General features: G+C 62.8%; 17 protein-coding genes. 8 read left to right on the forward strand and 9 right to left on the reverse strand.

Annotation, left to right across the window (positions count from 1 at the left end; genetic code table 11):
- Position 1 precedes the first annotated feature (1 nt).
- Genes VX159_RS03865 through VX159_RS03885 form a run of 5 tightly spaced genes read left to right on the forward strand, consistent with a single transcriptional unit; the run spans position 2 to position 5,385 of the window.
- On the forward strand, positions 2 to 709 hold the full coding sequence (locus VX159_RS03865) for an aldehyde dehydrogenase family protein (RefSeq protein WP_371324675.1): 708 nt from the start codon (positions 2 to 4) through the stop codon (positions 707 to 709).
- Positions 710 to 721: 12 nt separating this feature from the next.
- Positions 722 to 1,675: a D-2-hydroxyacid dehydrogenase gene (locus tag VX159_RS03870; protein WP_371324676.1), complete on the forward strand. Its 954-nt coding sequence runs from the start codon at positions 722 to 724 to the stop codon at positions 1,673 to 1,675.
- Between the two features lie 20 nt (positions 1,676 to 1,695).
- Positions 1,696 to 2,418, forward strand: a complete 723-nt coding sequence (locus tag VX159_RS03875) for a lactate utilization protein C (RefSeq protein ID WP_371324677.1) — start codon at positions 1,696 to 1,698, stop codon at positions 2,416 to 2,418.
- The gene (locus tag VX159_RS03880; protein ID WP_371324678.1) at positions 2,418 to 2,639 is read left to right on the forward strand and encodes an RNA-binding S4 domain-containing protein; all 222 of its coding nucleotides are present in this window, start codon (positions 2,418 to 2,420) and stop codon (positions 2,637 to 2,639) included. Before VX159_RS03875 ends, VX159_RS03880 begins: the two co-directional genes overlap by 1 nt.
- 13 nt (positions 2,640 to 2,652) lie before the next feature.
- The gene (locus VX159_RS03885; RefSeq protein WP_371324679.1) at positions 2,653 to 5,385 is read left to right on the forward strand and encodes a methyltransferase domain-containing protein; all 2,733 of its coding nucleotides are present in this window, start codon (positions 2,653 to 2,655) and stop codon (positions 5,383 to 5,385) included.
- Positions 5,386 to 5,816: 431 nt separating this feature from the next.
- Here VX159_RS03885 and VX159_RS03890 read toward each other — a convergent pair whose 3' ends face one another.
- Positions 5,817 to 6,281 (reverse strand): hypothetical protein, encoded by a 465-nt coding sequence (locus VX159_RS03890; RefSeq protein WP_371324680.1) that lies wholly within the window; start codon positions 6,279 to 6,281, stop codon positions 5,817 to 5,819.
- A gap of 62 nt (positions 6,282 to 6,343) precedes the next feature.
- On the opposite strand from VX159_RS03890, the gene VX159_RS03895 reads away from it, so the two are divergent.
- Positions 6,344 to 7,429, forward strand: coding sequence for an IS5 family transposase (locus tag VX159_RS03895; RefSeq protein ID WP_371323871.1), 1,086 nt, complete (start codon positions 6,344 to 6,346; stop codon positions 7,427 to 7,429).
- Here the strand turns inward: VX159_RS03895 and VX159_RS03900 are convergent.
- The 6 genes from VX159_RS03900 to ccoG all read right to left on the reverse strand — a co-directional run bounded on the left by VX159_RS03900 (position 7,362) and on the right by ccoG (position 21,317).
- Positions 7,362 to 7,964: a hypothetical protein gene (locus tag VX159_RS03900; RefSeq protein WP_371324681.1), complete on the reverse strand. Its 603-nt coding sequence runs from the start codon at positions 7,962 to 7,964 to the stop codon at positions 7,362 to 7,364. The two genes, VX159_RS03895 and VX159_RS03900, sit on opposite strands and share 68 nt — an antisense overlap.
- 503 nt (positions 7,965 to 8,467) lie before the next feature.
- Complete coding sequence (locus VX159_RS03905) at positions 8,468 to 14,644, reverse strand: beta strand repeat-containing protein (protein ID WP_371324682.1); 6,177 nt, start codon at positions 14,642 to 14,644, stop codon at positions 8,468 to 8,470.
- 181 nt (positions 14,645 to 14,825) lie between these two features.
- Complete coding sequence (locus tag VX159_RS03910; protein WP_371324683.1) at positions 14,826 to 17,972, reverse strand: EAL domain-containing protein; 3,147 nt, start codon at positions 17,970 to 17,972, stop codon at positions 14,826 to 14,828.
- Between the two features lie 79 nt (positions 17,973 to 18,051).
- Positions 18,052 to 18,702: a DUF47 domain-containing protein gene (locus VX159_RS03915; RefSeq protein WP_371324684.1), complete on the reverse strand. Its 651-nt coding sequence runs from the start codon at positions 18,700 to 18,702 to the stop codon at positions 18,052 to 18,054.
- Positions 18,699 to 19,742: an anion permease gene (locus VX159_RS03920; protein WP_371324685.1), complete on the reverse strand. Its 1,044-nt coding sequence runs from the start codon at positions 19,740 to 19,742 to the stop codon at positions 18,699 to 18,701. Before VX159_RS03920 ends, VX159_RS03915 begins: the two co-directional genes overlap by 4 nt.
- Positions 19,743 to 19,904: 162 nt before the next feature.
- Complete coding sequence (gene ccoG, locus VX159_RS03925; protein WP_371324686.1) at positions 19,905 to 21,317, reverse strand: cytochrome c oxidase accessory protein CcoG; 1,413 nt, start codon at positions 21,315 to 21,317, stop codon at positions 19,905 to 19,907.
- Positions 21,318 to 21,499: 182 nt separating this feature from the next.
- Between ccoG and VX159_RS03930 the strand changes: the two genes are divergently transcribed.
- Positions 21,500 to 22,825: a sigma-54 interaction domain-containing protein gene (locus tag VX159_RS03930; RefSeq protein WP_371324687.1), complete on the forward strand. Its 1,326-nt coding sequence runs from the start codon at positions 21,500 to 21,502 to the stop codon at positions 22,823 to 22,825.
- Between the two features lie 18 nt (positions 22,826 to 22,843).
- On the opposite strand, the gene VX159_RS03935 is transcribed toward VX159_RS03930, so the two are convergent.
- Positions 22,844 to 23,305 (reverse strand): PaaI family thioesterase, encoded by a 462-nt coding sequence (locus tag VX159_RS03935; protein ID WP_371324688.1) that lies wholly within the window; start codon positions 23,303 to 23,305, stop codon positions 22,844 to 22,846.
- 130 nt (positions 23,306 to 23,435) lie between these two features.
- Positions 23,436 to 24,110, reverse strand: a complete 675-nt coding sequence (locus VX159_RS03940; RefSeq protein ID WP_371324689.1) for an EF-hand domain-containing protein — start codon at positions 24,108 to 24,110, stop codon at positions 23,436 to 23,438.
- Positions 24,111 to 24,404: 294 nt separating this feature from the next.
- Here VX159_RS03940 and VX159_RS03945 point away from each other — a divergent pair, with 294 nt between their 5' ends.
- Entirely contained in the window at positions 24,405 to 25,088 is a 684-nt protein-coding gene (locus VX159_RS03945; protein ID WP_371324690.1) for a response regulator transcription factor, read from the forward strand.

The raw sequence follows: 25,088 nt of genomic DNA on the forward strand, positions 1-25,088 counted from the left end.
CATGGATTTCGCTCCCGAAGGCCCGATGGCCATTCCGATGTGGGTCAACGGCCGCGCCTACCTGAGCGTCGGCGACCGCTTCTTCAATGTGGTCAATCCGGTCAGTGGCGAGGCCGTGCGCCGGGTGCCGCTGTGCGGCGCCGCCGAGGCCGCCGAGGCGGTGACCGCCGCGCAGGCCGCGCAGCCGCAATGGGCGGCGATGGGCATGCCGGCCCGCCGGGTCTGCATTCAGGCGCTGGCCGACGGCCTGGAGCGTTATCGCGGGCATTTCGCCAAGCTCCTGCAGCAGGACCTGGGTCTGGCCGATGAAGCGGCAACCGCCGAAGTCGACGCCGCCGTTGCCGCCTTGCGCAGCGACCTGGTCGGCCAGGCCGGCTTCGTCAGCGGCGTGTTCGGGTTGGTGGTCGGCGCGGAGCGCCCCTTGTCGCGCTTTGCCGCAGCGATTGCGCCCTTGCTGCTGGCCGGCGGCACGCTGACCGTCAAGCCCAGCCCGCAGGCGCCGTCGGCCGTTTTTGCCCTGTGCGAACTGAGCTCGCGTTGTGACTGGCCGGGCGGCGTGCTGAATCTGGTCCAGGGCGACAAGGACGCGATTGACGGCCTCTGCCGGGCCGGCATTGAACGCCTGTTGTTCACCGGCGAAGCCGGGCTTGGCGCCCAGGTCGTGGCGCTCGCCGACGCGGCCGGAATCGCCTGCGACCTGCTCGGCTGAGGGCCGCCGACGATGTGGCGGATTGTTGATCTTGATGCCGCCGGCTTGCGTGCCGAGTTGCGCGCACCGGGCTTTGCTCACCAGTGGGTGTCCCACGCTGCAACGTCTGCTGACGAAGTGGTCGCTCGCTTGCAGGGAGTGCAGATCGCGGTCACCAACAAGGTGCCGCTGAGCGCCGCCACGGTCGACGCGCTGCCCGAGCTGAAAATGATCGCCATTGCCGCGACCGGCGCCAACCACATCGACCTCGCCGCCTGCCGGGCGCGCGGCATCGTCGTCAGCAATATCCGTGGCTACGCCGAGCACACCGTGCCCGAGCACGTGCTGTCGCTGATTCTCGCCTTGCTGCGCAATCTCGCCGCCTGGCGGCAGACGCTGCAGGCCGGCGCCTGGTCGCAGGCCAGCCAGTTCTGTCTGTTCGACCACCCGATCCGCGACCTGCACGGTTCGACCCTGGCCTTGGTCGGCAATGGCAGCCTGGGGCAGGGCGTGGCGCGGCTGGCCAGCGCTTTCGGCATGCGCGTGTTGCAGGTCGAGCGCAAGGGCGTGGCGACGCCGCGTCCTGGTTACGTGTCGTTTGATCAGGCCTTGGCCGAGGCCGACGTGCTCAGCCTGCATTGCCCGCTGACGCCGGAAACCCGCCACCTGATCGGTGAGGCCGAGTTGCGTGCGATGCGCTCCGATGCCTTGCTGATCAACACCGCGCGCGGCGGCATCGTTGATGAGTTAGCGCTCGCTCGCGCGCTACGCGAGGGCTGGATTGGCGGTGCCGGTTTTGATGTGCTGAGCAGCGAACCGCCGCCGGCGGCTCATCCCTTGCTGGCGCCCGACCTGCTGGCGCTGCCCAACTTCATCCTGACGCCGCACGTTGCCTGGTCGAGCCGTCCGGCGATGCAGGCGCTCGCCGATCAACTGATCGACAATATCGAAGCCTTTGTTGCCGGAACGCCGAGGAATTGCCTGTGAACGCCCGTGAGAAGCGCCCCGTGAATCCGCCGACGACCGAGGATGCCCGGCTGCTTGCTGCCGCCGGCACGGCGCGCAGCGAAATCCGGCAGCGGATCCGTGCCGGGGTCCAGGCTGCCGGTGCCGCCCAGCGCGGCGATTTTGCCAGTCGCCGCGCTGCCGCCGAAGCCTATCTGGCGGCCCGACCGCTCGGCCCGCAGCCGCAGTTTTCGGCCGCTGCCGAGGCTCTGATCGAGCGTTTTGTCGCCAAGGCCGAAAGCCTGGCCAGCAGCGTCGCCCGCATCGCCCAGCGGGCGTCGGCGCCGCAGGCGGTAGCGGCCTGGCTGCAGGTGCAGGGCCTGCCTTTGCAGGCGGTGATCAGCGGCGAACTGGCCGACCTCGACTGGGCCGGCGCCGGCCTGAGCGTGGCCGCGCGGGCGGCGGAAGACGCCGATCCGGTCGGAATTACCGGTGCTTTCTGCGCCGTGGCCGAAACCGGCACCCTGCTGCTGACTTCGTCGCCGCAAACTCCGGCCAGCGTCAGCCTGCTGCCGGAAACCCATATTGCGCTGCTGCCGGTGTCGCGTTTGCTGGCGACCATGGAGCAGGCCTTTGCCCGCGTTCGTGCCAGCGGCGACGGCAGCCTGCCGCGCGCGCTCAATTTCATTTCCGGGCCATCGCGTACCGGCGACATCGAGCAGACCATCGTGCTCGGTGCGCACGGCCCGTGCCGCGTCCACATCATCCTGTTGGGAGACTCCTGATGAGTATCGAATTTGCCGTGCGCGGCGACCACATCCAGCTTGACCAGTTGCTCAAGGCCACCGGCCTCTGCGAATCGGGCGGCGCCGCGCATACCGCCATTGCCGAGGGCATGGTCAGTGTCGATGGCACGGTCGACACCCGCAAACGGGCAAAATTGCGCCCCGGCCAGGTGATCCGCTTTGCCGGCGAGGAAGTGCGGCTGATCAGCGAAACCGCCTGAAGCAGGCCGAGCGATGAGCGCTGCCGATCCGGTACAGACGCTGCTGGCCCTGATCAACGGCGGCCAGCCGGCGCAGGCGATTCCCGAACTGCAGGCGCGGCTGCGCGAACAGCCCGGGCACCCGGCGCTGCTGACCCTGCTCGCCGAGGCTTACCGGGTGGCCGGTCGGCCGGTCGAGGCGATTCCTGCTTATCAACAGGCCGGTGCGGCCGGCGGCGGCAGCCGCAATTGGCTGGCGGCCGGCATCCTGCTTGCCGACGCCCGCCAGAGCGACGAGGCGCTCGCCTGCCTGGCGCGGGCACGGCAGGAAAGCCCAGACAGCGACGAAATTCTCGATGCGCTGATCACCACGCACTTCAACATCGGGCGCTTTGCACCGGCGATCGAACTGGCCCGGCGGCAACTCGGCCTGAGCCGCAACCCGGCCTACCTCAAACATGCGGCGCTACTCTTGCAGAGCAACGAGTTGTACGAGGAATCGGCGGCTGCCTTCCGCAAGATTCTCGCGCTGGCTGGCGACGATCCGGCGCTGATCGGCGCCGCGCTGGTGCCGGCGCGATTTACCTGCGACTGGACGTGGACCGAGGAATTGCAGCGCAAGATGCTGGCCTGTTACGCCGCCGGCGATTACGCCGCGCCGGCCGAGTACCCGCTGACCCACGTCACCTGGTGTGCCGACGAGCGGATCAACCACGAGGTGACGCGCGCCTACCGCGAGCGCATCGTCGGCGCGATCCATCCCTTGCCGCGTCCGGCCGGGCCGCGTCCGCCCGGGCGCCTGCGCATCGGCTACCTCTCCTGCGATTTTCGCAACCACGCGACGCTGCACCTGATGATCGGCGTCTTCGAGCAGCACGACCGCGAGCGTTTCGAGGTCTTTGCCTACGACTACACCACGCCCGATGCGTCCGAATACCGTCAGCGCTTCCTCGGCGCCGTCGAGCACCACGTCGACCTGCGCAGCTTGAGCGACTGCGAGGCCGCCGAGCGCATCGCCGCCGACCGCCTCGATCTGCTGTTTGACCTCAAGGGCTACACTGGCGGTGCCCGCGCCGGCATCCTCGCCTATCGCCCGGCGCCGCTGCAGGTCGCCTACCTCGGCTACCCCGGCAGCTGCGCCAGCCCTGATCTCGACTTCATCGTCAGCGACCGTTGGGTGACGCCGGACAGCAGCCTGGCCCACTACAGCGAACGCTTCTGCCGGCTGCCGCACAGTTACCAGTGCAACGACGGCCAGCGCGCCATCGCGCCGCTGCAGGGCGGGCGCAGCGAGCACGGCCTGCAGCCGACGGCGGTGGTGTACGCCAGCTTCAACCAGTCGTACAAGATCGACCGCGCCACCTTTGCCTTGTGGCTGCGGGTGCTGCAACAGGTCCCGGACAGCGTCCTCTGGCTGCTCGGCCAGTGCGCTGCGGCGCAGAACGAACTGGGGCGCCAGGCTGCTGCCGCCGGGGTCGCTGCCGAGCGCCTGATCTTTGCACCCTTCGCCTTGCCGCAGGCGCATCTGGCGCGGCTGCAACTGGCCGATGTGATTCTCGATACCTTGATCTGCAACGGCCACACCACCACCTCGGATGCGCTGTGGGCCGGCGTGCCGGTGGTCACGGCGCTGGGGCGCCACTTCTCGTCGCGGGTCAGCGCCAGCCTGCTGCACGCCATCGGCCTGCCCGAGCTGGTCGGCGCCGATAGCGAAGCGATGCTGGCGATTGCGGTCCGGCTCGGGCTCGATGCCGACTACCGGCAACAAATCCGTGCCCGGCTGGCCGAGCAGCGGCAGCAGGCGCCACTGTTCGACGCCGCCCGCTTCACTCGGCATTTCGAGCAGGGCATTCTGGCCATGCTCGCCGCGACCCCGGAGCAGCGTTGTCTCGATATTCCTGAGCAGTTGTCGGTGCTGCCGGCGATGCTCTTGAGCCCAGCGCCGGCACCGTTGCGCGAGCCGGTGCCGGCCTGCCCGCTATGCGGCGGCAGCGGCGAAGCGCTCGGCGAATACGACTGCCGGGCGCACCCCTTGTGGCACGACGAGTTGCCGCCGACGCTGGCCTGGCAGCGTTGCCGCGCCTGTGCCCATGTGTTTACCGCGCAGGTCTGGTCGGCGGCCGGGCTGGCCGCGCTCTTCCGCCACGCCAATCCGGCCCAGCTGGCGTCGCTGGCGGCGCAGCACGACAGCCTGCGGGCGCAGTGGGCGCCGGTGGTCGAGCGTGCCACCCGTTGCCTCGGCGGCTATCCCGCAGTCCTCGGCGGCAGCCTTGCCCCTTGCTGGGTCGATGTCGGCTGCGGCGATGGCGCCTTGCTGATGACCGCCGCCGATTTCGGCTATCGCGTGCATGGCCTCGACGCCCGCAGCGAAACCGCGCGGCGGGTCAGCGAACTCGGCTATCCGGTCGAGGCCGGCGACTTTCTCGCCTGGACGCCGCCGGCTGCGGCCGGCGAACTGCGCGTGCTGTCGCTGATGGACGTCCTCGAACACCTGCCCGACCCGCGTGCCGCGCTACGCCACGCGCATACCCTGTTGGCCGCCGATGGCCTGCTGGTACTCAGCCTGCCCGATGCCGGCGCGTCGAGCTGGCAACTGCTCGACCGCAGCGGCCAGAACCCGTACTGGATCGAGATCGAGCACTACCACAACTTCAGCCGCGCCAGCCTGACCCGGCTGCTGCAAGAATGCGGTTTCACCGTCGTCGACTTCGCCATCCCGCACCGCTACCGCGCGCAAATGGAGATCTACGCCCGCCGCTTGGGCTGAGGTGGGGTGGTGGTTTTTGCCCCGGGGCGCGGTCGACCGTGATTTTCGCAAAAAATGACCCTGGCCCCTTTGTCCCGCCTGGGGCGCAGCCAACTGTTTGCGGTGCCCGCGTTCAAAGCGTTCAAGAAGGCGATGCGGGCAACTAAGGCTTAGCGCACTGATCGCTGGCTAACAGCTCCGGGCGGCATGTGGGCCGGCGTGGTTTGGTGTTTTTTGGGGCGGTGATCAGATAGCCGTTTTTGCTCGAAACCACGGTCGACCGTGGCTTTGGGAAAAAGCCGAGCCAGACCTCTTTGTCTGCCGCAACGTGCGCCCAATCATCTCTCACTCATTCAGGCGCTGAAAGAGTGGCAGAAGAAAAACCTGAATTGTTTAAAAATATTTTTTATAGCCAACCGGGACTTGATGCCCTGTATTGATATTAAAGGCAATTAATGTTTAAAAGAATTAGATAAGGCATCTCGATCAGACTTGGTGTCTTCTTTTGATAACTGAGCATCAAAATCAATCGATTGCAAAACATCTTGGAGTTCCTGACTAAATATCACTTTTTCTCTCTCAGAGTTTTCTATGAAATCAAGTGATTTTAGAATTTTTATAATCTGATTGGCAGCTGATGCACGACGTGAGAAAGTATTTCTCCACTCGTCCATACTTTTCTCCTCATCTGCTTCTGCCTTTGCTTTGTCGGACAACGGTGCAGCAAAGTGTTTAAGCACAAGATCATCTTCGCTATACTGCTTGCCAATACTTAACTTTAAGCAATACGAGAAAAAAATTGTGTCGTATGATGAATATATTATCTTTAGAATGGTGCGGCTCGGCGATGGGATTGCATCTGACTCTATTGCCGTGGGAATAGGTTGAACTTCTTTTTCCTTTAGCAGGATGCTCAAAAACCCTGACTAACCGATGCTGATGAGATAATTGGCGGGTTGTCAGGACGAGATTGAAGCAGATGAGGACGGCGGATACGACACAGCATGCGATGTTTAGCTATCGGAGTCTGGAGGAGCGGATCCCGGCAGGGCATCCGTTGCGCAAACTGCGCGTGCTAGTCGATGGCATTCTCGCTTCGATGAATGGCACGTTTGCCAAGTTGTACTCGCACACGGGACGCCCGGGCATTCCGGCGGAACGACTGCTGCGTGCGAGCTTGATTCAGGTGTTGTTCTCCATCCGCTCGGAACGGCAACTGGTCCAGCACATTGAGTACAACCTGTTGTACCGGTGGTTTGTTGGCCTGTCGATGGATGAAGGCATCTGGGCGGCGACCACCTTTACCGAGAACCGGGATCGGCTCTTTACCGAGGACATCATGCGTGAGTTCTTTGGCAAGGTCGTTGCCCTGGCACAGTGGAAGCGACTGACCTCGCATGAGCATTTCACCGTGGATGGGACGCTGATTGAAGCCTGGGCCTCGATGAAGAGCTTTGTGTCCAAGGATGGTTCGGGGAAGCCACCCGAAGGTGGTGGCAAGAACCCGACGGTGGACTTCAAGGGCGAGAAGCGTAGCAATGAGACGCACGCCTCCACCACCGATGATCAGGCTCGACTCTTCAAGAAGAGTGCGGGCGACAAATCTCGCCTGTGCTACATGGGGCACGCCCTGATGGAGAACCGTAACGGTCTGGTGGTGGATGTTGAAGCGACCCAAGCGACCGGCAAGGCAGAACGCGAAGCAGCGCTGAGGATGACGGCCCGGACGATGAAGGCGGGCAGTACGCTGGGGGCGGACAAAGGCTACGACACCGCCGACTTCGTGCAATCACTGCGCGAGATGAAGGTGACCCCGCATGTGGCGGCAAAGCAATCTGGCTCGGCGATTGATGGCCGCACAACCCGGCATGCGGGCTATGCGGTCAGCCTGAAGAAGCGGAAGTTGGTGGAAGAGATTTTTGGGTGGAGCAAGACCATCGGAGGTCTGCGCAAAACCCGTTTGATTGGCTTGGCGAAAGTGAAGGCTCAAACCGTCTTCACTTTCGCTTGTTACAACCTGACCCGGATGGCAACGCTGTTCGGCTGGCGATTGTCTGCGACATAGGGCGAAGTCTGCCTGCTGATCGCCGAAAGGCGGGCAGCAAACCCCAAAGAGGCAAAGAAACCGCCTGAAACCCGGTTTCGACGTGCCACAAAGGGAATGTCGGAGAAGTTTGAACATCGTCAGCAACGAATAGCCGAAGGCATCGCGGCGTTTTTGAGCATCCTGTTAGATTTGCGATTTGAAAAGCAAGGTTTAGCATCTCGGCATGCATTGATGACAGAGTTGTTTTGGATTCGCCAACATGCAAATCCAATGCATCCAGCTTTTTGGCGATTTCGCTCATGCGATTAAGTTCGTCAGAAAACTTTAGTTTTGACAAATCAATATCTTTTACCACATCTCGAAGAGAAACTATTTGAGTGGCAATTTCAGTGCTGCTACGATTTTGGGACTCTGCCTGAATAAAACTATAAAAGATGGCTACGACAGCCAAGATAATCCCGACAATCGTTCCAGCAAATGAAATATGGTCCGTTATGTTCTTATCAGCACTGAATCGGTACGTCCAATCAAAAACAAGGTACTCGATCAGCATGATGATCGCGATGCTAAAAAAACATTCTCGTTTAGACACTTAGGCTCTCCCACTCCCCCCGTCCAAGGAGAACAAAAGGGGGGGCAAAAGGGGGCGGGTTCAATTTCCCGGAAGCGGCCAATCCCTAAAACCCAGATCAAAAAAGACCCAGCCCCCGTTGGCCTATATTCCTCTAGGTGGGGGTAGGACAAAGGTCTTATTTTAGCTTCTTGGCATGACTGTTTTTTTGATCTTTCCCACGGTCGACCGTATCCGCAAGCAAAAAACTGTCGCTTGTGCCATTTTTACGACAGGGGGAAGGGCAGGCTGCCCTTGGGGTCTGTCGGCATAGCCATGGTGGTCATGTTTATTGCCAATCTTCAGGAGCCTACTGTCCTGACCTCAGCCGAGTGGGCCATTTTTTGCCATTCCCACGGTCGACCGTGAAAATCGGCAAAAATCCTCGTTCTGCCGATGTTTTGGCGCGGCAAAGACAGGGACAGGGCTACCGGAGTCTTCCGCGTTTAAACGTTGAGATGCGGCACTTGGGTGGTCGAGATCGCGACGACCGGGGCGGTGGCCAGCGCGGCGACCTGGGTGTAGCTGAGGGCGGCGATCTGGGCGGTGCTGAAGTGGGCGATCTGGGCGGTGGTGATCGCGCCGATCTGGCGGGTGTTGAGAACGCCGAGGTCGATGCTGTCGAGCTGGTCGAGCTGGTCGGTGCGTAGCGCGGCGACGCCGCTGGTGCTGAGGCCGGCCAGTTGGGTCGAACTCAGTAGCGCGACCTGCAGGCTGCTCAGGGCGTCGATCTGGGTGCCGCTGAGGGCGCCGATCTGGGCGCTGCTCAGGGCGTTGAGGTGGGCGCTGCTGAGTTGCTGCAGCTGGGTGGTGGTCAATGCCGCGATCTGGACGGTCTTTAGCGCAGCAATTTCGCCGGTGCTGAATTCTCCGAGTTGATTGCTGGCCAGGGCGGCAATCGCGGCCGTGCTCAGGGCGCTGACTTGCGTGGTGGTCAGCGCGGCGATTTGCGGTGTGCCGAGGCCGGCGACCTGGGTGCTTTTGAGGGCGGCGATTTGCGTGCTGCTCAGGGCGGCGATTCCGACCGTGCCGAACTGGCCGATCTGGGTCGTGGCCAAGGCAGCGATGGCGAGCGTATTCAGGCTGCTCAGCTGGGCGGTACTCAGCGCGGCCAGCTGCGGATCGCTCAAACCAGTGGCCTGGATGCTGCTCAGCGCGGCGATCTGGCTTGGGCTCAGGGTGTTGAGTTGTGCGGTGCTCAGGCTTTGCAACTGCGGCGTGCCCAATGCGGCGATCTGGCTGGTTTTCAGGATGGCGATTTCGCTGGTGCTGATCACTGCGATTTGGGGCGTACTCAGCGCGGCAATGGCGGCGGTGCTGAGATAGGGAAGCTGGCTGGTGGTCAGCGCGTCGAACTGGGTGGTGGCGATACCGGCGATCTGGGCGCTACTCAGTGCCCCGATTTGCGTTGCCTTCAGCGCCGCGATGCCGACCGTGCCGAACTGTGCCAGCTGCGTGGTGCTCAGCGCGGCGATGGCGGCTGTGCTGAGGCTGCCTAGCTGGAGCGTGGACAGGGCTGCCAGTTGGGCATTGCTCAGGTTGCTGACTTGGGCGCTGCTGAGCGCTGCAACTTGCAGGCAGGTCAGTGCATTGAGTTGGGCAGTGGCGAGATTCTGCAACTGGCTGCTGCTCAATACGGCGATCTGGGTGGTTTTCAGGGTGGCGATTTCGCCAGTGCTGAAGAGGTTGAGCTGGGCGGTCGATAGCGCGCTGATCGCAGCGGTGCTCAGCGATGGGGTCTGGGCACTGGTTAGCGCATCCAGCTGGGTATTGTCGAGATTGGCGACCTGGCTGCTGCTCAGCGCGGCGATCTGGGCTGCGGTCAGCGCGGCTATCCCGACCGTTCCGAACAGGCCGATCTGGGCGGTGGTCAGTGCCGCGATGCTGCTGGTGCCCAGTGCGGCAATCTGCAGGGTACTCAGCGTGGTCAGTTGGGAGGTGGTCAGGTTGCTGCTCTGGGTGCTGCTCAAGACCGCGATCTGTGCGGTGCTCAAGGCGGCGATCTGCGACGTCGCCAGGCTTTGCAGCTGGGCGGTGGTCAGCACCGCGATCTGGGTGGTGCGCAAGGCGGCGAACTCGCTGGTGCCGAGCAGGGCCAGTTGGGTGGTGCTGAGCACCGGAACAGCACTGGTGTTGAGCGAGGCGACCTGGGTGGTGTTCAGCGCGTCGAACTGGGTCGTGCTCAGATTGCTGATCTGGGTGCTGGTCAGGACCGTCACCTGCGTCGTCTTCAAGGCGGCGATCCCGCTGCTGCTGAACTGCGCCAGCTGGGTTGTGCTCAGCGCGGCGACGGCAGTCGGGGTCAGGCTGCTGATCTGGGTGGTACTCAGGGCGGCGAGTTGGGGATCGAGCAATCCGGTGACCTGGCCGGGACTGAGGGTGGCGACCTGCAGCGTGCTCAGGGCGTTGAGCTGGGCCGTGCTCAGGTTCTGCAACTGGGTGGTGGTGAGAACGGCGACCTGCTTGGTTTTCAGTGCGGCGATGCCGATGCTGCCGAATTGGCTCAGTTGCGCGGTGCTGAAGGCGGCAATGCTGGTGGTTCCCAGGTTACTGATCTGAGTGGTGCTCAGTGCCGCCAGCTGGGCGTCGGCCAGGCCGGTGGCCTGGGTGCTGCTGAGCGCTGCGATCTGGGTGCCGGTCAGGGCGGCCAGTTGGGTAGTACTCAGGTTTTGCAGCAGGGTGGTCGTCAAAGCGCCAATCTGGGTCGCCTTGAGGACCGGAATTTCGCTGGTGCCGAGCAGCGACAGTTGGGTCGTGTTCAGGTTGGCGATGACCGTGGTGGTGAGCGCCGGTACCTGGCTGCTGGTCAGCGCGTCAAACTGGGCAGTGGCCAGCGCGGCGACCTGGGTGCTGCTCAAGCTGGCGACCTGAGCGCTGCTCAGTGCCGCGAATTCAGCCGTGGCGAACTGGTTCAGCTGGGCGCCGCTGAGTGCCGCGATGGCCGCCAGCGATAGCGAAGGCACCTGGATTGAAGTCAGTGCGTCAAGCTGGGTAGGGTCCAGGGCGACGACCTGGGGGCTGGTGAGTGCGGCGACTTGGCTGGTTTTGAGGACGGCGATGCCGGTGGTGCCGAACTGGGCGAGCTGGGTGGTCGAGAAAGCAGCGATGGCGCTGGCGCTGAGGCTGGTCAGCTGGGTGGTGGACAGGGCGGCGAGTTGGGCATCGAGCAGGCTGGAGGCCTGCAGGGAGGACAGGGCGGCGACCTGGAGGGTGGTCAGGGTATTGAGTTGGGCGGTACTGAGGTTTTGCAGCAGGGTGGCGGAAAGGGCCGCGACCTGGGTGGTTTTGAGGGCGGCGATTTCGGGCGTGGTGAGCAGGCCCAGCTGGGTGGTGGACAGGGCGGCAATGGCCGCCGTGCTCAGCGAAGGCAGCTGGGTCGAAGTCAGCGCATCGAACTGGGCCGTGGCGAGATTGCCGACCTGGGCCGAAGAGAGCACCGCGATCTGGGTAGTTTTGAGTGCGGCAATGGTGGTGGTGGCGAACTGGCCGAGTTGAGTGGTGCTCAGTGCCGCGATGGCGGCCGGGCTGAGGCTGGTGACCTGAGCGGTAGTGAGGGCCGCGATTTGTGGGTCGGTGAAGCTGGTGACCTGGGTGGTGGAGAGAACGGCGACCTGGGTAGTGGATAAGGTGTTGAGTTGGGCGGTGCTGAGGTTCTGCAACTGGCTGGCGGAGAGGACGACGACCTGCGAAGTCTTGAGGGCGGCGATCTCCGGAGTGGTGAACAGTGCCAGCTGGGTGGTACTGAGCGCGGCCACGGCGGCGGTGACCAGGGAAGGAATCTGGCTGGTCGAGAGCGCGTCGATCTGCGGCGTCCCGAGGGCGGCGACCTGGGCGCTGGTGAGGGCGGCGACCTGGGAGGTTTTGAAGGCGGCGATGCCGACGGTGCCGAATTGGGCCAGCTGAGCCACGGAGAAGGCGCCAATGGCGCCCGCGCTGAGATTGCTCAACTGGGCGGTGGTCAGGGCGGCCAATTGGGGATCGGCGAGGCCGGTGGCCTGGGTGGTGGTCAGCGCAGCGATCTGGCTGGTGGTCAGCGCATTGAGTTGTGCGGTTGCGAGATTCTGCAGCTGGGTGGTGCTGAGTGCTGCGATCTGGCTGGTTTTGAGTGCGGCAACGGTGGTGCTGGTGAACTGGGCGAATTGGGCAGTAGCCAGAGCGCCGATGGCGATGGCGGAGATGGCGCCGGCCTGGGCGGTGGAGAGGGCAGCGAGTTGCGGGTCGAGCAGGCTGGTGACCTGGCCGGAAGAGAGTGCGGCGACCTGGGTGGTGGAAAGCGCGGCGAGTTGTGCGGTGCTGAGGTTCTGGAGCTGGCTGGCGGTGAGCGCGGCGACCTGGGTGGCCTTGAGCGAGGCGATTTCGCTGGTGCTGAAGAGGGCCAGTTGGGTGGTGGAGAGGGCGGCGATGGCGGCGGTGGAGAGGGCGGCGACCTGGGAGGTGGTCAGGGCGTCGATCTGGGCGCTGCTCAGGCCGGTGACTTGCAGGGTGTTCAGGGCCGCGATCTGCAAGGTGGTCAGCGCGGCGACTTCGCCGGTAGTGAACAGGTTGAGTTGGGCTGCGCTCAAGACACCCAGTGCCGGCAGCGACAGCCCCTGGACCTGGGCAGTGTTCAGAGTGTCGAGTTGGGTGGTGCTGAAACTTGCGACTTCGCTGCTGCTCAGCGCCGAAACCTGGGCGTAGCTGAGCGCGGCGATTTGCGCGGTCGACAGTCCCGACAGGGCAGAAGTGTTGAAGGCCGCAACCTGGGTAGTCTTGAGGGCGCTGATTTCGCCGGTGCTGAGTTGTCCCAGTTGGGCCGAGCTGAGCGCAGCGATCACCGCCGTACTCAGCCAGGGCACCTGGGACGAGGTCAGAGCGTCGAGTTGGGCGGAAGCGAGAGCGGTGACCTGGGGGCTGGTGAGCGCGGCGACCTGGTTGGTTTTGAGGGCGGCGATGCCGGTGGTGCCGAACTGGGCGAGCTGGGTGGTCGAGAAAGCAGCGATGGCGCTGGCGCTGAGGCTGGTCAGCTGGGTGGTGGACAGGGCGGCGAGTTGGGCATCGAGCAGGCTGGAGGCCTGCAGGGAGGACAGGGCGGCGACCTGGAGGGTGGTCAGGGTATTGAGTTGGGCGGTACTGAGGTTTTGCAGCAGGGTGGCGGAAAGGGCCGCGACCTGGGTGGTTTTGAGGGCGGCGATTTCGGGCGTGGTGAGCAGGCCCAGCTGGGTGGTGGACAGGGCGGCAATGGCCGCCGTGCTCAGCGAAGGCAGCTGGGTCGAAGTCAGCGCATCGAACTGGGCCGTGGCGAGATTGCCGACCTGGGCCGAAGAGAGCACCGCGATCTGGGTAGTTTTGAGTGCGGCAATGGTGGTGGTGGCGAACTGGCCGAGTTGAGTGGTGCTCAGTGCCGCGATGGCGGCCGGGCTGAGGCTGGTGACCTGAGCGGTAGTGAGGGCCGCGATTTGTGGGTCGGTGAAGCTGGTGACCTGGGTGGTGGAGAGAACGGCGACCTGGGTAGTGGATAAGGTGTTGAGTTGGGCGGTGCTGAGGTTCTGCAACTGGCTGGCGGAGAGGACGACGACCTGCGAAGTCTTGAGGGCGGCGATCTCCGGAGTGGTGAACAGTGCCAGCTGGGTGGTACTGAGCGCGGCCACGGCGGCGGTGACCAGGGAAGGAATCTGGCTGGTCGAGAGCGCGTCGATCTGCGGCGTCCCGAGGGCGGCGACCTGGGCGCTGGTGAGGGCGGCGACCTGGGAGGTTTTGAAGGCGGCGATGCCGACGGTGCCGAATTGGGCCAGCTGAGCCACGGAGAAGGCGCCAATGGCGCCCGCGCTGAGATTGCTCAACTGGGCGGTGGTCAGGGCGGCCAATTGGGGATCGGCGAGGCCGGTGGCCTGGGTGGTGGTCAGCGCAGCGATCTGGCTGGTGGTCAGCGCATTGAGTTGTGCGGTTGCGAGATTCTGCAGCTGGGTGGTGCTGAGTGCTGCGATCTGGCTGGTTTTGAGTGCGGCAACGGTGGTGCTGGTGAACTGGGCGAATTGGGCAGTAGCCAGAGCGCCGATGGCGATGGCGGAGATGGCGCCGGCCTGGGCGGTGGAGAGGGCAGCGAGTTGCGGGTCGAGCAGGCTGGTGACCTGGCCGGAAGAGAGTGCGGCGACCTGGGTGGTGGAGAGCGCGGCGAGTTGTGCGGTGCTGAGGTTCTGCAGCTGGCTGGCGGTGAGCGCGGCGATCTGGGTGGCCTTGAGCGAAGCGATTTCGCTGGTGCTGAAGAGGGCCAGTTGGGTGGTGGAGAGGGCGGCGATGGCGGCGGTGGAGAGGGCGGCGACCTGGGAGGTGGTCAGGGCGTCGATCTGGGTACTGCTCAGGCCGGTGACTTGGGTGGTGCTGAGGATCCCGATCTGGCTGGCTTTGAGCGCGGCAACTTCGGCCGTCGAAAATTCGTTGAGCTGCGCGAGCGACAGGGCGGCCAGGGCTTCTGCGCTGAGCGAAACCACTTCCTGGGTGGTCAGAGCATTGACCTGTGTCGTCGAGAGTGCGGCTATTTGAGCAGAAGACAGTGCCTGCACGTCTTCCGTACTCAAGGACGCGATCTGGAGCGTGGTCAGCGCACCGATCTGCGTGGTCGTCATCCGCAATATGACCGAACTCATGAACTCTCCGCCTAGCCGGTGCCGGGCACCGGGAAACCTCTGCCGGCGGCCAAGGCTTGCCGCCTTTTTGCCGGAATTTGCCGCTTCGCCCGGGAATGGGCGAATACCCTTGGTACTTATCCTGATAACCAGGGATTAAGCGATTTTTATGCCAGGGGGCAGCGGAGCGGGAGGGGTTGTGTCAGCTTTGGCTGTGCCAACTGGCGGGGGCCCGCCAGTTGGTAACCCAATTCGGGAAATCGGCAGCCGGCATCGGGCGGGCGATGCCGTAGCCCTGGCCTTTGTCGCAGCCAAGCTTGAGCAGTTCGATGCCGTGATCGACGGTTTCGACCCCTTCGGCGATCACATCGCGGTTGAAGGCACGAGCCAGGCCGATCACCCCTTTGACGATGGCCAGGTCGTTGCTGTCGTCGAGCATGTTGCGGATGAAGGACTGGTCGATTTTGAGCGTGTCGGCTGGGAGCAGCTTGAGGTAGAGCAGCGAGGAATAGCCGGTGCCGAAATCGTCGAGCGAGAAGTGCACTCCCATCCGACGGCAGGCGGCGATCACTTCGCTGACGTGTTGGGTGTCTTCGAGTGCAGCCGATTCGAGGATTTCGAGTTCAAGGCATTCCGGTGGAACATCCGGATGTAGCGCCAGTTGCCCTGCCAGCATGGTGGCAAAATCGGCCTGCTGCAGGTGGCGTGGCGAGACATTGACGCTGATCCGCAGCGTCAGTCCTTGTTGCCGCCAGGCTTCCATCTGCCGCAGGGCGGTGCCGATCACCCATTCGCCGAGCGGAATTGCCAGCGCGTGTTGTTCGATCAAGGGCAGGAACTCACCCGGTGAAACCAGGCCGCGTTCTGGATGTCGCCAGCGGATCAAGGCTTCCGCACCAATCGGTCGGCCGCGCCGCATGTCCACCTTGGGTTGATAAAACAATTCGAACTCACCCCGGTTAAGGGCTTCGCCCAGGCGTTCAAGCTGGCTGATCTCCTTGCGGATGGTCAGGTCTTTCAATGGGTCGAACATGAAATAGCGATTGCCGCCAGTCTGCTTGGCAATGTACATCGCCTGATCGGCATGGCGCAGCAATTGGTCCGGGTCGGCTCCGTCGTCGGGGTAAAGGGTGACGCCAATGCTGGCGGTGATGTCGCGGACAATTTCGTCGTTGCCGAGGGTGTAGCTCTGGCCGGCAGCCAGGATCACCCGCTGCAGGATTTCGATGCCTTGTTCGAGCGACTCCAGTTCGTTGAGCAGAATCACGAATTCGTCGCCGCCCAGCCGGGCTACGGTGTCGGTCTGGCGCAATTCGTCGTTGAGCCGGTGGGTGAATGCCACCAGCAGTTGGTCGCCAGTAGCATGTCCAAAACGATCATTGACCTGCTTGAAACCATCCAGGTCGAGCATGCAGATGGCCAGTTGCCGGCCGTTGCGCTGGGCCTGGGCAATGGCCATGTGCAGGCGGTCGCTGAGCAGGGTGCGGTTCGGCAGGCCGGTCAGCGGGTCATAATGGGCCAGATGTTCAAGCCGCTGCTCGTGTTCCTTTTGCAGCGTGATGTCGGCAAAGATTCCGACGTAGTTGGCGATTGCGCCGCGCGCATCGCGGACTGTGGAGATGGTTAGCAGCTCGGCATAAACCTCGCCGCTTTTCTTGCGGTTCCAGATTTCGCCCTGCCAGTAGCCGTGCTCGCGCAGGGCCATCCACATTTCCTGATAAAAGTCCTGGTTGTGCAGGCGTGAGGCCTTGAGCATGCCGGGACGCTGGCCGATAACTTCAGCACGGCTGTAGCCGGTGATTTCGCAGAAGGCATCGTTGACTTCAAGGATGTTGGTCTCGGCATCGGTGAGCAGGATGCCTTCCCGGGCGTGCGAAAAGACGCTGGCGGCCAGACGCAATCGTTCGGCAGCAGCGTGCCGTTCGGAAGCATCGAAACAGGCGCCGAGGAAACCGATGAATTCGCCCTGAATGCCGTGGAAGGGGCGGCCCATGTCGATGATCCAGCGGTACTCGCCACTGTGGTGGCGAAGGCGGTATTCCATTTCAAATGGCGTGCGTGCCTCAAAATTCCTGATGTAGGTTTCGACGCAACGCTCGAGGTCTTCGGGGTGCACGCCTTCGGCCCAGCCGTCGCCGAGTTCCTCGCTGAGTGGGCGGCCGGTGAATTCAAGCCAGGTCCGGTTGAAGTAATCGCACTTGGCATCGAGGCCCGAGCGCCAGATCAGGGCAGGAAAGCTTTCAAGCACCGACAGGTAAAAGTCGCTGGAACGGGCCAACCGTTCCTGGCTGGCGGCCAGCTCTGCGGTCCGTTCGGCAACTCGTTGCTCCAGTTCGTCGTGGGCGCGGATTACCTGCTGGCTGGCTTCCTCCCAGCGATTGGTGACCACCAGTGCGATCAGCAGGCCGATGCCGCCGGTCACGATCAGAATGGCGGCGACCAGCGCCGTGCTGCGGCGGGTGGCGGCTGAGTATTCGCTGAGGGCGCTATCCAGTTCGCGCTGGACAACCAGAGTCCAGCCGTTGTTCAGATGCAGGCCGAAGCCCAGCCAGCGGCGCTGGCTGCGGTCGGCAAATTCGAGAAACCGGACCTTGTCGTCTTCTCCATCGGCAAATGTGGCGAGTAGCGGGTGCTGGAATGGCGATCTTTGCACTTCCGGAATCACCTCGTTGGGCCAGGTGTGGGCGAGCAGGCGATTTTGCCGGTCGACCAGCAAAGCCTGGTCGAAGGGGGCGATACGTTCGGGACTGAGCAGGGTGGACAGGTTTTCCAGCGAAACGACTGCCCCCAGGTGGGCATAAATCTGCTGCTGGGCATCGAGCAGCGGGAGATCGATTACTACCGAGAGGCGGCCGTCGACGGTCAGCAGGCCGTTTGAAACCGTTGCCTGGCGGGTGCGTGTGGCTTCCTGAAAGTAGGCGCGGTCGGCCAGATTGTGCTTGTGCAGGCTGCGTTGCACTGCATAGGGCTGGGCCAGGTAGATTTCCCCGTCGGGCAGGGCGAGAAAGGCGATGCTCAGCGCCGGCATTTGTGCCAGCAGCGATTGCAGCATATGCCTCTTGTTGGTTTCAACATGTTCGGGAATGCCGTTGATCGCCGGGTTGATCTGACGACTGTCGGTCAGTTGGCGGAAGCTTTCCTGTCTGGCTGCATATTCGAGCAGGCCGCGCACTTCGCTCAGGCGTTCCTCGACAGCGTCGCCGATGCCATGCACCAGTGACTGGTGCTCTACCGACCAGCGCTCGATGGCGAGTTGGCGATTAGAGCTTTCGAGAAATACTGCCACCGTCAGCAATGCGACAATCGCGGGCAGGATGAAAGCGAGCAGGATTTGCCGCTTTTGCTTCATGGACACTCCGGTTGTGCCAGGGTGTCGGTTAAGGACCCTGACTAAAGATATATAACTTTAGGAGTGTCGATTTTAGCATTTAACACATCTTGACCACGATGTCGTGTAGCGTATTTGCACAATTCGCCATCCGGTCGGCTGCATTCGACAAGTGACGGTAAATCTCGCGGCGCTTGAACATGTGAATATAATCATCGCCCTGAAACAGTTCGGCGATGGCCCGGCGGTAGGCTTTTTCAACCCGGCGCTCGGCCTTGCGTGCGGCGTCCGCATCGCTGGCTGCGCCGGCCGGGTTGCTTGAGAGCTTGGCATAGCCCAAGGCCAGTGCATCGACGCCCAGCTTGATGTGAAGGGCCATGTCGAGGCAGTGCTTGTCGGGAGCCAGGGCCAGGACATCCATTTCGCTGACGGTGGTCTTGCAGTAATTGACGACTTCATCGAGGTCGATGATTGCCCGGTAGAGGTCTTCACGGTCGATCGGCGTCGAAAATGCCTCGTTCAGGGTATGCAGGTTGCGAACCTTGATCTGGTCGGCCTCGTGTTCGTCGCGGCGGATCAGCTGGCCGGTTTCCGGGTTGCCGGTTTCCATGAATTCGACGAGCAGGGTCGCGCTGTGGGCTACCTGTTGGCATTGTTCGGTCAGTAGTCCGAAAAAGTCCGGCATTTTAGGAAAGACGCGTTCAAAAATTCGGCGCAACAGTGGGGGCGGGGGGGCGGCGGGCTGGTTCATGGCGAGCTTCCCAGGAAAAGGTTGAGCAGTGCGTAGGCCTGGATGGCAACCAGAGCGGCGCCGGGAATGGTGATCAGCCAGGTGACTCCGATGTCCTTGGCTTTGCTCCAGCGTACTGCCCGGGCTCGTTCCGAGGCGCCGATACCCATGATCGAGGTGGTTACGACATGGGTGGTGGAGACCGGGGCGCCGCTCAACGAGGCGGCGAGGATTACGCTGGCCGAGGTCAGTTGCGAGCCCAGGGCGTGCAGGGGGCGGACCCGGTAGATGGCAAAGCCGAGTGTGCGGACGATACGCCAGCCGCCGGAGAGAACGCCCAGCGTCATGGCGCAGGCGCAGGCAAGCATGACCCAGAAGGGAACCTCGAAGCGGGGGATGAAGCCGCCCAGCAGCAGCACCAGGGTCAGGATGCCCATGCTTTTTTGCGCATCGTTGGCGCCGTGGGAGAAAGCCAGTCCGGCCGCAGTGAAAAACTGGGCGCCGCGCAGCCGGGCATTGGCCGCCGGGCGGGCGGTGCGGAGGATCACGGTCAACAGCCGGTGGAGCAAAAAACCGACCCAGAAACCGATCAGCGGCGACAGCAGCAAGGCGGCCAGAATTTTGACGATGCCGGTCAGCTGGCCTGCGGCCAGTGCCGCAAAGCCCCAGGCGACATGGTCGCCACCGGTGGCAACGCAGACGGTGCCAGCCAACCCGCCCACCAGCGCATGCGAGGATGAGGCGGGTATCCCGAAGTACCAGGTGCCGAGGTTCCAGACGATTGCGCCGAGCAGGCCGCAGAGGAGCACGGCCAGCGAGAGCTTGGCGGGCAGGTCGTCGAGGGTGACGAATTTGCCGATGGTGTTGGCGACTGCTGTGCCTCCGAGCAGGGGGCCGAGAAATTCGCAGACACCAACCAGCAAAACCGCCTGGACCGGAGTCATTGCGCGCGAGGCGATGACTGTGGCGACGATGTTGGCTGCGTCGTGAAAACCATTGGTGTAGTCGAACAGCAGGACGACGACGATCGTCGCCACAGTCAGCAGCAGAAGGCTATCCATGGGCCATCCTTTCTCCCTCCGGTGTGCCGCAGGGTGGCGGCGCAGATGGTCTGTTCTTGGCCGTATCGTGCGCTTGCCGCAGGGGGCGGTCAAGCCTGTGCCGGCGGGCAGTAAAAAACCCGGCGCGCCGGAGGCGGGCCGGGTTCAGGGGTAACTCGAAGTTCAGCGCGGCAGCAGGAAGCTGGCTTTCTCACGCAGGGCGATTTCGGGGTTGTCGGCGGCGACAATATTGAAGTGGATGGTGTTGGCGCCACTCTTGCCGGCATCGGGTTGCACGCGCACGGCCGTATTGAACCCTTGCAGGCTGGCGGCGGCGACTTCGAATTCGCTGTTGCCGGCGATTTCGGCCCCTTCGAGGCCGTCGACCGTGATCTTGTAGCGGTGCGGGCGCTCCTCGGTATTCATGATCTGCAGCAGATAGACGTTTTCGATCCGCCCGTCGTCAGCTTCGCGGGCGAGCACCGAGCGGTCGCGGATAACGTCGACCTTGAGCGGAATGCGGTGCACCAGGAACCAGGTGCACAGGCCGCAGATGACGACCAGGATGGCGGTATACAGCAGGATCCGCGGGCGAACGATGTGGGCCATGATCTCCTTGCGGCTGAGGTGCTGCGCCAGCGCATTTTCGGTCGAATAGCGGATCAGGCCGCGCGGCAGCCCCACTTTGTCCATGACCTGGTCGCAAACGTCGATACAGGCGGCGCAACCGATGCACTCATACTGCAGGCCGTTGCGGATGTCGATCCCGGTCGGGCAGACGTGTACGCACTGGCCGCAGTCCACGCAGTCGCCAAGGCCGGCGGCTTTGGGATCAACGCCTTTCTTGCGGGCACCGCGTTGCTCGCCGCGCTCCGGGTCGTAGGTGATGATCAGCGTGTCCGGGTCGAACATCACGCTCTGGAAGCGGGCGTAGGGGCACATGTACTTGCACACCTGCTCGCGCAGGAAGCCGGCCATCAGGATCATGAAGCCGCCGTAGAAGAAGATCCAGAAGGCTTCCCAGGGGCCGAGGCTGTTGGTCAGCACGTTGTTGATCAGTTCCTTGACCGGGGTGAAGTAGCCGACCAGGGTGAAGCCGCTCCACAGGCCGAGTGCCGTCCACAGCAGGTACTTGGTACCGCGCAGAGCGAACTTGCGGCCGCTTGGCGGTGCCTTATCGAGCTTCATGCGGGCGTTGCGGTCGCCTTCGACGAGATTTTCGATCCACATGTACATCTCGGTGTACACCGTTTGCGGACAGGCGTAGCCGCAGAACAGGCGCCCGGCGACAGCGGTGACCAGGAATAGCGCGTAAGCCGAAATGATCAGCAGGGCAGCCAGATAGATCACGTCCTGTGGCCAGAAGACCAAGCCAAAAATGTAGAACTTGCGCTCGACCAGATGGAAGAGGATTGCCTGGCGGCCGTTCCATTCAAGCCACAGGCCGCCGTAAAAGAGGACCTGGGTGAACATCACCAGCGCGATCCGCCAGTTGTCGAAGAAGCCACGCACGCTCTTGGCGTGGATTTTCTTGCGTTTCTCGTAAAACGAGACTTTGGCCGGTGCGGCCTCTTGCGGTTGGTCTGCTTGATTCATCGGGGTTTTCGCTAGCCGGGTAAAGTCGGTTTATAACAAGATGCGTGCCTGTTTTGCCTAGTTCGTATGATCTATTAAAAAACAGGTGCTTGTCTGCATTGTTGCAGTTTGTTCTCGGGGAAGATCAGTGGTTTGTGTCAAAATTGGCGGCCACTGTTGGTTATTTTGTCAGGTTTGTCACCATGGCCCGTTTGCTGAGCGAACTGATTTCTTTCCTTGAAGCACTGCCTGAACCGCGCATTGTGATGGATGCTGATTATCGCATTGTTGCGGCCAATGCCGCATACATGCGCGAATTCGGCGCCGCCGGCGGACTGGTCGGGCGCCGCTGTTACGAGGTCTCTCACCATTTCAGCGTGCCTTGCGATCAGGCCGGCGAGTCTTGCCCCCTGAAACAGAGCCTGGAGTCCGGTACGCCGCAGCGGGTGCTGCATTTGCACCATACGCCGCGTGGCGAAGAACACGTCGCGGTCGATACCACGCCGATCCGCAATGAAGCGGGTGAAATCACCTACTTTGTCGAAACCATGTCGGTGGTTCGTCACAGCAGCAGTCGCCCGGCGGCCCAGGGGCTGGTGGGGCGCGCGCCGGCTTTTATCCGGATGCTGGAAAAGGTGATGCGGGTGGCGCACTCGGGGGCTGCGGTGTTGCTGCTGGGGGAAACCGGGACCGGCAAGGAATTGGTGGCGCACGCGATCCACGAGGCGAGCAGTCGCGAAAAGGGGCCATTCGTTCCGGTCGACTGTGCTGGCATGACCGAAACCCTCTTTGAAAGCGAGTTGTTCGGTTACGAAAAGGGCGCATTTACCGGGGCCGCCCATCGCAAGCTGGGCCTGGTTGAAGCGGCGGCCGGAGGAACCTTGTTTCTAGACGAGATCGGGGAGTTGCCTTTGTCACAGCAGGTCAAGTTGCTGCGCCTGCTGGAAACCGGGACTTACCGCCGGGTCGGCGGGCTGGATTGCCTGTCCGCTGATTTTCGCTTGGTGTGCGCAACGCATCAGGATTTGCGGGCGATGGTTGCTGAGGGGCGCTTTCGACGCGACCTGTACTTCCGGATCAACAGTTTTCCGATTCATACGCCGGCGCTGCATGAGCGCAAGGAGGATATTCCGCTGCTTGCTTCGTCGCTGCTCGAACGGGTTGATCGGCGTCCCGGTCGGCGGCTTAGCCCGGCGGCGTTGAACTGGCTGCAGGGGCGCCGTTTCGACGGCAATATTCGCGAGTTGCGCAACCTGATTGAGCGGGCATCTCTGCTGGCCGACGGCGATACGGTCGACCTCGTGCATGTCCAGGAAATGGCCGAGGATCTGCCGCTCGATCTTTCTGCGTCGGCTGGCGATGCGGCTGGCGAGTTCCGGGTCAGCGGTGTCCAGCCGCTGGCGGAACTGGAACTGGCCTACTTGCGCTGGGCCCGTCGCCAGCAGCCGGACGATACCGGTGAGCTGGCGCGGGCGTTGGGCGTCAGTCCGCGGACCTTGTACCGTAAACTGCGGGCGGCCGGCGCTTGAAGTCGGGCTGTATCGGGCTTAGACGGTGAAACTGTCGGGCATTTGCACGGCGACGACTTCGCCGCGCGCCGTGGCGATCCCATTGGCGTAGACGGTGGCGGTGACGACAACCTTGCGGCCCTTGATTTCCTTGACCTGGCCGCGAATCTCCAGTTCGACGCCTTGCGGAGTGGGCTTCAGGTAGTCGACATGCAGCGAGCCGGTCACAAAGCGGAAGGCCGGTTCGCTGTCCATTGCCCGGTTTTCTGCGCGATACATTGCGGCGGCAGCGGTGCCGGTGCTGTGACAGTCGATTAGCGAGGCCAGCAGTCCCCCGTAGACAAAGCCGGGGATGGCCGTGTGCTCGGGGTGTGGCAGATAGCGGGTGACGCTTTCCTCACCTTCCCAATGGGTCTTGATCTGGTGGCCGGCCTGGTTGAGGCGGCCACAGCCGTAGCAGTGGGCCACGTTGTCGGGGTAGCTGTCCTGGAAAGCTTGCATGAGTGTCTCCTTATGGTTGTTGGCAGCGGCATCTTAAGCGGCCGGTGGGGCAGCTGACCATTGCCGTCTACGCCGATGATCATGCAAATTCCGCCGCCTTGGCCTTGCGGCTGCCGGCGGCGGACATTCCTCAGGCGCTGACCGACAGCTGGCTGGCCTGGCTGCTGCTATTGTCGTTGGGGGCGCCATGGCTGTAGGCGTGGATCAACTGCATGATTTTCTGCATGACGGCTGCTTCGCTGCCAGAGGTCGAGGTTGCAGTGCTGTCCCCGGTTGCCTTGGCGTTGCCTTGGGTCAGGGTTTCCCCGTAGGCCATCGCCTCGTCATGGTTGACCTTGCCGTCGCCGTTGCTGTCGGCCTGATCGAAGTTGTCCACAATGCTGGAGATCAGGCTGCTGCGCTGGCTGTCGCTGTTGCCGATTTCCTCTAGCTGGCTGCTTAACTGATCTTTGCTGAAGCCGCCATCCTGGCCGCCGCCGGGAGGTGGTGGCGGTCGCTGTCCCGATACGCCCTGGCCGGCCATTGCCTGCTGCATCCGCATCTGGCCGAACTGGCTGTCGAGCTCGTCCCGCAGTTTGCTCAGTGCGGATGAAAACTCGTTTTCGCTGACCTTGCCGTCGCTGTCGCCGTCGAGTGCGGCAAAGACGTCGTCGATGCCCGAACTGCTGGTATCGCTGCTGCTGTTGCCGATCTTGCTGAAAGCATTGGCCAGGTCGGTCTTTTCCAGATAGCCCTGCTGTTTAGTGTCAAGGCGGGCAAACATCCGGCTCGCCATGCTGTTTTGGTGACCAATTCCATTGATCATGATGGACTCCTTGCTTGGTTAGGTGGGGTTGGTGCCCCGGGCTGTTTGAGCAAGTTATCGGCCTGAATCGAATCGAATTGGCGGTGTTTTCAGTTAAGAAAAGTAAAGTTTTGTCAGCTGTTGGACCTGGTGTACAAGGCTGCTTGCAGAAAACTGCGATTTTTGGACGTTGACCGTGAAAGTTGTCTGCGTCCCGGCAGGATTTGCCGTCGGGTGGCGTAAAGAAGTGTAAAGGGGCGTAAGGCTTGCCCGGGTTTGGCTATCATCGGCAGCGATGGTGCCGGAGAAAGGGCTTTGATGGATGTATTGCTGATCGACGACGATGCTGCGCTGACCGGCCTGTTGGCCGACTATTTGCGGCTGGATGGATTTGCCGTGGGGGTGGCGAATGATCCGGCGACGGGGGTGCAGGCTGCGCTTTCGGGGCGCTACGCGATTGCGGTGCTGGACGTGATGATGCCGGGGCTCTCCGGGGTCGAGGTGCTGCGCCAGATTCGTGCGGCCGGGGATCTGCCGGTGCTGATGCTGACCGCTCGTGGCGATGATCTTGACCGGATTCTTGGGCTGGAGCTGGGGGCTGACGATTATGTGGCCAAGCCATGTCAGCCGCGAGAACTGGCTGCCCGTTTGCGTGCGATCCTGCGTCGGACGGGGCGCTCGGCAGAGGCGGCGGATGGCGCTCTGGTCATTGGTGCGCTGTGCATCCGGCCGGCGCAGCGGGTGGTCGAGTGGCAGGGCGAGCGGGTGGCCTTGACCAGTAGCGAGTTCAGCTTGTTATTGAGCCTGGCACGGCAGCCTGGTATTCCGGTAAGCAAGGAGGTTCTGGCGCAGGAGGGGTTGGGCCGTCCGCTGGCGCGTTTCGATCGTAGTGTCGATGTGCACCTGTCGAGTATCCGACAAAAGCTGGGGGTGCTGCCGGACGGCCGCTCCTGCATTCAAACGGTTTATCGCCGTGGTTATCAATTGATCCGGGAGTAA

It is taken from the genome of Dechloromonas sp. ZY10 (genome assembly GCF_041378895.1).
Classification (GTDB): domain Bacteria; phylum Pseudomonadota; class Gammaproteobacteria; order Burkholderiales; family Rhodocyclaceae; genus Azonexus; species Azonexus aquae.

What these genes read in the sequence shown, in the direction of transcription:
- VX159_RS03865 (WP_371324675.1), top strand. Translation starts at nt 2, where the DNA reads ATGGATTTCGCTCCCGAAGGCCCGATGGCCATTCCGATGTGGGTCAAC.
- VX159_RS03880 (WP_371324678.1), top strand. Translation starts at nt 2,418, where the DNA reads ATGAGTATCGAATTTGCCGTGCGCGGCGACCACATCCAGCTTGACCAG.
- VX159_RS03895 (WP_371323871.1), top strand. Translation starts at nt 6,344, where the DNA reads ATGAGGACGGCGGATACGACACAGCATGCGATGTTTAGCTATCGGAGT.
- ccoG (WP_371324686.1), bottom strand. Translation starts at nt 21,317, where the DNA reads ATGAATCAAGCAGACCAACCGCAAGAGGCCGCACCGGCCAAAGTCTCG.
- VX159_RS03900 (WP_371324681.1), bottom strand. Translation starts at nt 7,964, where the DNA reads ATGCTGATCGAGTACCTTGTTTTTGATTGGACGTACCGATTCAGTGCT.
- VX159_RS03940 (WP_371324689.1), bottom strand. Translation starts at nt 24,110, where the DNA reads ATGATCAATGGAATTGGTCACCAAAACAGCATGGCGAGCCGGATGTTT.
- VX159_RS03885 (WP_371324679.1), top strand. Translation starts at nt 2,653, where the DNA reads ATGAGCGCTGCCGATCCGGTACAGACGCTGCTGGCCCTGATCAACGGC.
- VX159_RS03915 (WP_371324684.1), bottom strand. Translation starts at nt 18,702, where the DNA reads ATGAACCAGCCCGCCGCCCCCCCGCCCCCACTGTTGCGCCGAATTTTT.
- VX159_RS03910 (WP_371324683.1), bottom strand. Translation starts at nt 17,972, where the DNA reads ATGAAGCAAAAGCGGCAAATCCTGCTCGCTTTCATCCTGCCCGCGATT.
- VX159_RS03870 (WP_371324676.1), top strand. Translation starts at nt 722, where the DNA reads ATGTGGCGGATTGTTGATCTTGATGCCGCCGGCTTGCGTGCCGAGTTG.
- VX159_RS03920 (WP_371324685.1), bottom strand. Translation starts at nt 19,742, where the DNA reads ATGGATAGCCTTCTGCTGCTGACTGTGGCGACGATCGTCGTCGTCCTG.
- VX159_RS03935 (WP_371324688.1), bottom strand. Translation starts at nt 23,305, where the DNA reads ATGCAAGCTTTCCAGGACAGCTACCCCGACAACGTGGCCCACTGCTAC.
- VX159_RS03930 (WP_371324687.1), top strand. Translation starts at nt 21,500, where the DNA reads ATGGCCCGTTTGCTGAGCGAACTGATTTCTTTCCTTGAAGCACTGCCT.
- VX159_RS03905 (WP_371324682.1), bottom strand. Translation starts at nt 14,644, where the DNA reads ATGAGTTCGGTCATATTGCGGATGACGACCACGCAGATCGGTGCGCTG.